Annotated in this window: 7 protein-coding genes and 1 pseudogene; 6 read left to right on the forward strand and 2 right to left on the reverse strand. The window is 70.0% G+C overall.

Translation table 11 applies throughout. From position 1 onward, the window contains the following. Both C882_RS22170 and C882_RS22175 read right to left on the reverse strand, forming a co-directional pair. On the reverse strand, positions 1-2,145 hold a 2,145-nt coding region (locus C882_RS22170; RefSeq protein WP_043647251.1), incomplete at its 3' end, for an efflux RND transporter permease subunit. Then, positions 2,142-3,863 carry an efflux RND transporter periplasmic adaptor subunit gene (locus tag C882_RS22175; protein ID WP_083876153.1) on the reverse strand — a complete coding sequence of 574 codons (1,722 nt, stop codon included), beginning with the start codon at positions 3,861-3,863 and terminating at the stop codon, positions 2,142-2,144. The genes C882_RS22170 and C882_RS22175, both read right to left, overlap by 4 nt. Before the next feature lie 267 nt (positions 3,864-4,130). Here C882_RS22175 and C882_RS24820 point away from each other — a divergent pair, with 267 nt between their 5' ends. The 6 genes and pseudogenes from C882_RS24820 to C882_RS22205 all read left to right on the forward strand — a co-directional run. Next, positions 4,131-4,409, forward strand: a complete 279-nt coding sequence (locus C882_RS24820; protein WP_152415470.1) for a hypothetical protein — start codon at positions 4,131-4,133, stop codon at positions 4,407-4,409. A 63-nt stretch (positions 4,410-4,472) separates the two neighbouring features. Continuing rightward, positions 4,473-4,814, forward strand: a complete 342-nt coding sequence (locus tag C882_RS22185) for a hypothetical protein (protein ID WP_083876155.1) — start codon at positions 4,473-4,475, stop codon at positions 4,812-4,814. Positions 4,815-4,848: 34 nt separating this feature from the next. Next, on the forward strand, positions 4,849-5,526 hold the full coding sequence (locus C882_RS22190; protein ID WP_009542938.1) for a c-type cytochrome: 678 nt from the start codon (positions 4,849-4,851) through the stop codon (positions 5,524-5,526). Next, on the forward strand, positions 5,526-6,440 hold the full coding sequence (locus tag C882_RS22195; RefSeq protein ID WP_009542939.1) for a c-type cytochrome: 915 nt from the start codon (positions 5,526-5,528) through the stop codon (positions 6,438-6,440). Before C882_RS22190 ends, C882_RS22195 begins: the two co-directional genes overlap by 1 nt. A 25-nt stretch (positions 6,441-6,465) precedes the next feature. Further along, a complete protein-coding gene (locus C882_RS22200; RefSeq protein WP_009542940.1) occupies positions 6,466-6,696 on the forward strand; it encodes an SHOCT domain-containing protein in 231 nt (76 codons plus the stop codon). A gap of 30 nt (positions 6,697-6,726) precedes the next feature. After that, positions 6,727-6,972: pseudogene (locus C882_RS22205) on the forward strand (hypothetical protein); the annotation flags it as partial.

Genomic DNA, 6,972 nt, shown 5'->3' on the forward strand with positions numbered 1-6,972 from the left:
CCCGCCGACGGTGCGCTCCGCATAGGCCGAGGCGGTGCCGGGGATGGTCTTCACCGCCTCCTCGATGCGGGCGGCGACGCGGCCGATCTCGTCCAGGTCCGGCCCGGCCACCTTGATGCCGACCGGCGTCTTCACGCCCGTCGCCAGCATGTCGAGCCGGTTCTTGATGGGCATGATCCAGACGTTGGTGACGCCGGGGATCTGCACCAGGCGGTCCAGCTCGTCGCGGATTTTCGCCATGGTCATGCCCGGCCGCCACTCCTCGCGCGGCTTGAGGCGCACGGTGGTCTCCACCATGGTCAGTGGCGCGGGGTCGGTGGCCGTCTCGGCCCGGCCGACCTTGCCGTAGACGGTTTCCACCTCGGGCAGGGTGCGGATCAGGCGGTCGGTCTGTTGCAGGATTTCGCCGGCCTTGCCGATGGAGACGGCGGGGAACAGGCTCGGCATGTAAAGGATGTCGCCCTCGTCCAGCTCCGGCATGAACTCGCTGCCGAGCTTGGACATCGGGTACACCGTGCCCGCCGTCAGCACCACCGCCACCACCACCATCAGCAGCGGGTGCCGCACCACGCCGCCCAGCAGCGGCCGGTAGAGCCAGATGAAGACGCGGCTCACGGGGTTGCGATGCTCGGGGATGATGTGGCGGCCGCGGATGAACCAGCCCATCAGCACCGGCACCAGCGTGATGGACAGGATGGCCGCCGCCGCCATGGCATAGGTCTTGGTGAACGCCAGCGGCTGGAACATGCGGCCTTCCTGCGCCTCCAGCGCGAAGACCGGCACGAAGCTGAGCGTGATGATGAGAAGCGAGAAGAACAGCGCCGGCCCGACCTCCGTCGTCGCCTCCGCCACCACCTTCCAGCGGTTTTCGCGGGTGAGCGGCGTCGTCTCGATCTTGCGGTGCAGGTTCTCGATCATGACGATGGCGGCGTCGACCATGGCGCCGATGGCGATGGCGATGCCGCCCAGCGACATGATGTTGGCGTTGATGCCCTGCACGCGCATGACCAGGAAGGCGGCCAGGATGCCCAGCGGCAGGAACAGCACGATCACCAGCGAGGACCGCAGGTGCAGCAGGAAGGCGGCGCAGACCAGCACCACCACCAGCATCTCCTCCAGCAGCTTGTGCGTGAGCGTGTCGATGGCGCGGTTGATGAGCCCGGAGCGGTCGTAGGTCGTCACCACCTCCACGCCCTCGGGCAGGCTGGCCTCAAGCTCGGCCAGCTTGGCCTTCACGCCGTCGATGGTGGTCAGCGCGTTCTCGCCCCAGCGCATGATGATGACGCCGCCGACGGCCTCGCCCTGCCCGTCCAGCTCGCCGATGCCGCGCCGCAGTTCCGGGCCGAGGCGGATGTCGGCCACGTCCGACAGCAGCACCGGCGTGCCCGCCGCACTGGTCTTGAGCGGCACCGCCTCCAGGTCGGCGATCTCGTCCACATAGCCGCCGGCGCGGACCATGTATTCCGCCTCCGCCATCTCGATGACGGAGCCGCCGGTTTCCTGGTTGGCCTGCTGCACCGCCGCCTTCACCGCCGAGAGCGGCAGGCCGTAGGCGCGCAGGCGCTGGGGGTCGACGACGATCTGGTACTGCTTGACCATGCCGCCGATGGTCGCCACCTCGGCGACGCCCGGCACGGTCTGAAGCTCGTACTTCAGGAACCAGTCCTGGATGGCGCGCAACTGCGCAAGATCATGCCGGCCGGTGCGGTCGACCAGGGCATACTGGTAGACCCAGCCGACGCCCGTGGCATCGGGGCCAAGCGCCGGGGTCGCCCCCTGCGGCAGGCGGGGAGTCACCTGCGACAGGTATTCCAGCACCCGCGAGCGCGCCCAATAGAGGTCCGTTCCGTCCTCGAAGATGACGTAGACGTAGCTGTCCCCGAACATGGAGTAGCCGCGCACGGTGCGCGCGCCGGGCACCGACAGCATGGCCGTCGACAGCGGATAGGTGATCTGGTCCTCCACCACCTGCGGCGCCTGGCCGGGGTAGCTGGTCTTGATGATGACCTGCACGTCCGACAGGTCGGGAATGGCGTCGACCGGCGTCGACTTCAGCGCCCACAGGCCGCCGACGGCCAGCAGAACGGTCAGCACCACCACCAGGAAGCGGTTGTGCAGCGACCAGCGAATGATGGCGGCGATCATTGCGCCACCCCCGCCGCCGCCGTGTCGGCGGACGCGGCGATCTCGACGATGATCGGCATTCCGGCGGCGTCCTTGCCCAGGGCGAAGCGGATGCGCTCACCCACGGCCGGGGCGGCCGCGGGCGGCGGCTCGACGGTGAAGTCCATGGTCATGGTCGGCCAGCCGAGCGCGGGGATCGGGTCATGGGTGACGGTGAGCACCCGACCGCCGTCCTTGACCACATCGACCACGCCTTCGCCCCAGACCTCGGGCGCGGACGCCTGGGCGGTAACGACGACGAAGGCGCCTGCGGCATCCTTCCCGATGCCGAGGGAGACCTTGCCGCCCACGGTGAAGGCCGCCGGGTCCACGCCCTCGGCCAGCCCGAAGTCCATGGTCATGGCGGGCCAGCCGAGGACGGGGATGGGCGCGTGGGTGACGTTGACGGTGCGGCCTTGCGCGTCCACCGCGTTGACCGTCCCTTCCGTCTCCGCGATGACCTCGGGCGCGGCGTCCGGCGCGGGGTCTTCCATGCGCGCGAACCCGGCCTTCAGGCTGGCCTCGGAATCAATGAGGAACTGGCCGGAGCTGACAACCTGCGCGCCGTCGTCCAGGCCATCGAGAATTTCCGTCCGCTCACCGTCGCTGAACCCCACCGTCACCGGCACCGCCCGGAAGCGCCCGTCGCCCAGCGCCAGCACCACCCGGTCGCTGCGCCCTGTGCGGATGACCGCCTCGGCCGGCACCACCACCGCCTCCGCCCGCGCCGTGCCGGCGAGCGTGATGGAGGCGAACATGTTGGGCCGCAGCGCGAGGTCGGCGTTGTCGAAGCGCAGGCGCACCCGCAGGGTTCGCGTCGTCGGGTCCAGTTCCGGGTAGATGTAATCCACCGTACCGTGCCACACCCGGTCCGGCAGGTGCGCCAGCCGGGCCTCCGCCTCCATGCCCGGCCGCACCCGGTCGGACTGGCTTTCGAACACGTCGGCGATGACCCAGACGGTCGACAGGTCCGACAGGCTCATGAGCGTCTGGTCGGGACGGATGTACATGCCCTCGCCGACGCCAAGCTGCACCACCACGCCGCCTTGCGGCGCATAGACGCGGATACGCTCCGCCGCCTTGCGGGACTTGGCGATTTCCTCGATCTGGCGCTCCGAGACGCCGAGCGCCTTGAGCTTCGCGCGCCCACCGGCGCCCGCCCAGGTGTCGCCGCGCTCCAGGTCGCGGACGTATTCGAAGGACGACGCCGCCAGTTCCGGCGAGAAGTACTCGAACAGAACCTCGCCCTGCGTCACCTCGGCCCCGAGGGAGCGGATCTTCAGCCCCTCGATCCAGCCTTCCTTGCGGACGTGGACGTGCGAGGTCTTGTCCTCATCCAGCGCCACATAGCCGACCGTGTGAACCGCCCCGCCAAGGGCGGCGCGCTCGGCGCTTGCGGTGCGCACCCCCATGGTGTTGATGACCGCCGGCGACAGTTGGACGACATCGGCATCAGAGGACTCGGCGCCCGGCTCCTCGCCCTCGTAGACCGGGATCAGGTCCATGCCCATGGGCGACTTGCCCGGCGCGTCGCGCCGGTAGTTGGGGTCCATGGGGGCGACCCAGTAGAGGATTTTCTTTTCGGTGGCGGCGGTCTCGCCCGCGCCATGGGGGAACAAGTCTCCGCGCTCGTAGGCGAGACCTCCGGCGACACCGGCAGCAAGAGCCACGGCGGCGACCAAAACTGTACGTGCGGACATGAAGGGAGCGTCCTTCTTCCATAACGGCCGTCAACGGCGCATCAGGTGCGCCGCGTGATGCGGGGAACGTCAGGAAGAAGCGCGCGGAGGCCGCAGGTCTGGGGAGAGGACAAGCGCCGTCATATGACGCTCCGCCCCGGGCCGGGGAGAATCCGCCGGCTCTTGCGCCCGAAGATCGAACGCCATGGCCGCCCAGCCGGCGAAGGCGCCGCCACAGGCCGAGGCCGCACCGGGACAGCCGGCGACGTCGGCGGAGTCATGGCCGGCATGGCCGCCCTCAGCCATCGTGCAGGCGGCGGTGTCGTCAGTCATCATTTGATGATGATCGTGCGCCGAGGCGTGACCGGTAGTCGTCTGGACAGCGCGATGCTCGTGCGCCCACGCCGGCGCCACGCCACCGAAAACGGCCGCGCAGAGCAGAAGGGCGAGGAGCAGGCGATGGATCATACCGGGGTTCCGAAGCCCGCCCGACGGCCGTGGCGGCAATCGGCGTGGGCAATATCGCTTTCAAATACGCGCGCCCCGCCGGTCCGTCAATGGGAATGAAGAGGCAGCTCCCCACCTCTCAAGACGGTTTTCGCACCCCCGCACCTGTGTCATAGTCGCGCCATGTCGCCGAAGACACCGCTCCGCCTTGTGGCCGCCCTGCTGGTGGCGCTGCTGACGCTCAACCTGCCGATGATCGTTTCGGCGGCCGAGCAGGCGGACACGCTCGCGCACGAGCTGGTGCCACACGCCCACGACGAGGACGCCGGCACCTCCGCGGACGACAGCCACCAGAGGCACTGTATGCCCTCGTGCCAGACCGTGGCCGGACTGCTGACCGAGCCGCCCTCCGCCGTCGGGCTGGCGGTCGCCTCCGTTATGCTCCACCGACCGGCGGACATCATTCTTCGCGGCAAGACGGCCGCACCCGAACCGCCCCCTCCCCGTCGCCATCCCGTGCTGTGACCCCCTGAACGTCCACACCACGAGGATTTCGACAATGATCCGTACTGTTACCGTCGCCGCGGCCGCCAGCGCCGTGGCCGCCGGCCTTTGGCTGTCCGCCGTGCCCGGTGCATCCGCCCACGGCGGCGCCACCGGCATCGTCAAGGAACGCATGGACCTCATGAAGGCCATGGGCGACAGCATGAAGACCCTGACGGCCATGATGCAGGGCAAGGCGCCCTACGACGCCGAAACCGTCCGCCGCGAGGCCGAGGCCATAGCCAAGCGTGGCGGCGACGATCTCGTGACGCTGTTCCCCGAAGGCACGGCGCACGATCCGTCCGAGGCCCTGCCCGCCATCTGGACGGAGCCCGCACGCTTCAATAGCCTGGCCGACGACCTGACCACCTACGCCGACGCCCTGGCCAAGGCCGCCGACAACAATCACGGCGGCGGCATGGGCGCGCCGTCCGCCGACATGAACGCCATGATGGGCGGTGCCTCGGCGCAGGACATGATGGGCGCCGGCTCGGGCGGCATGGGCGCCATGATGGGCGGAGCCTCGGCGCAGGACATGATGGGCGCCGGCTCGGGCGGCATGGGCGCCATGATGGGCGGCGGCAGCAGCCCCTCGCCGGAGGCCCTGGCCGACATGCCCCCGCAGGCGGCCTTCATGCAGCTCAGCAACACCTGCGGCGCCTGCCATGACGACTACAGGATGAAGAAGGACTGATGCCCCTGCGCAAGCCACTGCTTGCCAGCCTCGCCGTCATTGCGGCGGGGCTGGCGCTCCTGGGCGGGCTCAGTATCCTTCAAAGCGCCGAGCGAAACGCCGAACCCGCCACCTTCCCCGAGGGCGATCCCAAGCGCGGGGCCTACCTCGCGCGCATGTCCGGCTGCATCGGCTGCCATACGGATGCCGAGAACGGCGGCGCGCCCCTCGCGGGCGGCACGGCCATCGAGACCCGCTTCGGCAGCTTCGTGCCGCCCAACGTCACCCAGCACCCAAACGCCGGTATCGGCGACTGGACGGTGGCGGACTTCGCCCGCGCCGTGCGCCAAGGCACCTCACCGGACGGCGATCCTTACTACCCCGCCTTCCCCTACGCCATGTACACCCGCATGAGCGACCAGGACGTGGCCGACCTGTGGGCGGCCTTCCAGACGGTCGCCCCGGCCGAGGGCGGACGCGACGGCAACGACCTCGCCTTTCCCTTTTCCATACGCGAGGGCCTGCACGTCTGGCGGGCGCTGCATTTCGAGCCCGCGCGGTTCGAGCCTGATCCGGCGCGCTCCGAAGCCTGGAATCGGGGCGCCTACATTGTCACCGGCCCCGGCCACTGCGGCGCCTGCCACACGCCGCGCGGCCTGCTCGGCGGCCGGGACGATGATCGCTTCCTTGAGGGCGGCAGCGACGGCCCCGGCGGCGCCAAGGTGCCCGCCATCACGCCGCAGGCGCTGAAGAAGGCCGGCTGGGCCCACGAGGACCTCGTGACGGCGCTGCGCACCGGCCTGACACCGGAGGGCGATTCGCTCGGCAGCGGCATGGGCGAGGTGGTGCGCGACGGCACGGCCTGGCTGACCGACGCGGACCTCAAGGCCATCGCGACCTACCTTCTGGAACCCCGGAACCCCAACGGAGGATGACGCCATGTGGTGGAACGGAGACGGAATGCATGACTGGGGATGGCATGGCTTCTTCGCCTGGCCCATGTTGCTCTTCCTGCTTGTCATCGCGCTGGCCGGCTACGGGCTCTACAGCCTGGGCCGATCCGCCGGGGAGCGCCGGCGCCCTCGCCCGGTGGACGAGTTGACGGAGCGCTACCTGCGCGGGGAGATCGACGACGACACCTTCCGCCAGCGCCTGCGCGCGCTGCGGGACGCCGAAGGCGGCGGCCGGTAGGGCCGCAGCGAGAACAGGACACGAGACACCATGACGACCATCAGCCGCCGCGGCTTCCTCGCCGCCTCCGCCGCCTTTTCCGCCGGCCTTGTCATCGGGCCGACGCTGACCCGCGCGGCGGCCCCGGACAACTTCCGCACCCTGCGCGCCGAGCCGGTTTCCGCTCCATTGCTCGGTCCCGACCGGCCGACGGCCGGCCTGTGGGGCTTCGACGGCCGGGCGCCCGGCCCGGTCCTGCGGCACCGCGTGGGGGAGACGCTGCGGGTGCGGCTCGAC

The sequence above is a fragment of the Caenispirillum salinarum AK4 genome (assembly GCF_000315795.1).
In the GTDB taxonomy this organism is placed as follows: domain Bacteria; phylum Pseudomonadota; class Alphaproteobacteria; order Rhodospirillales; family Rhodospirillaceae; genus Caenispirillum; species Caenispirillum salinarum.

Coding starts and splice junctions, on each gene's coding strand:
- C882_RS22175 (WP_083876153.1), bottom strand. CDS start 3,863: ATGTCCGCACGTACAGTTTTGGTCGCCGCCGTGGCTCTTGCTGCCGGT.
- C882_RS24820 (WP_152415470.1), top strand. CDS start 4,131: ATGGCCGCCCTCAGCCATCGTGCAGGCGGCGGTGTCGTCAGTCATCAT.
- C882_RS22185 (WP_083876155.1), top strand. CDS start 4,473: ATGTCGCCGAAGACACCGCTCCGCCTTGTGGCCGCCCTGCTGGTGGCG.
- C882_RS22190 (WP_009542938.1), top strand. CDS start 4,849: ATGATCCGTACTGTTACCGTCGCCGCGGCCGCCAGCGCCGTGGCCGCC.
- C882_RS22195 (WP_009542939.1), top strand. CDS start 5,526: ATGCCCCTGCGCAAGCCACTGCTTGCCAGCCTCGCCGTCATTGCGGCG.
- C882_RS22200 (WP_009542940.1), top strand. CDS start 6,466: ATGCATGACTGGGGATGGCATGGCTTCTTCGCCTGGCCCATGTTGCTC.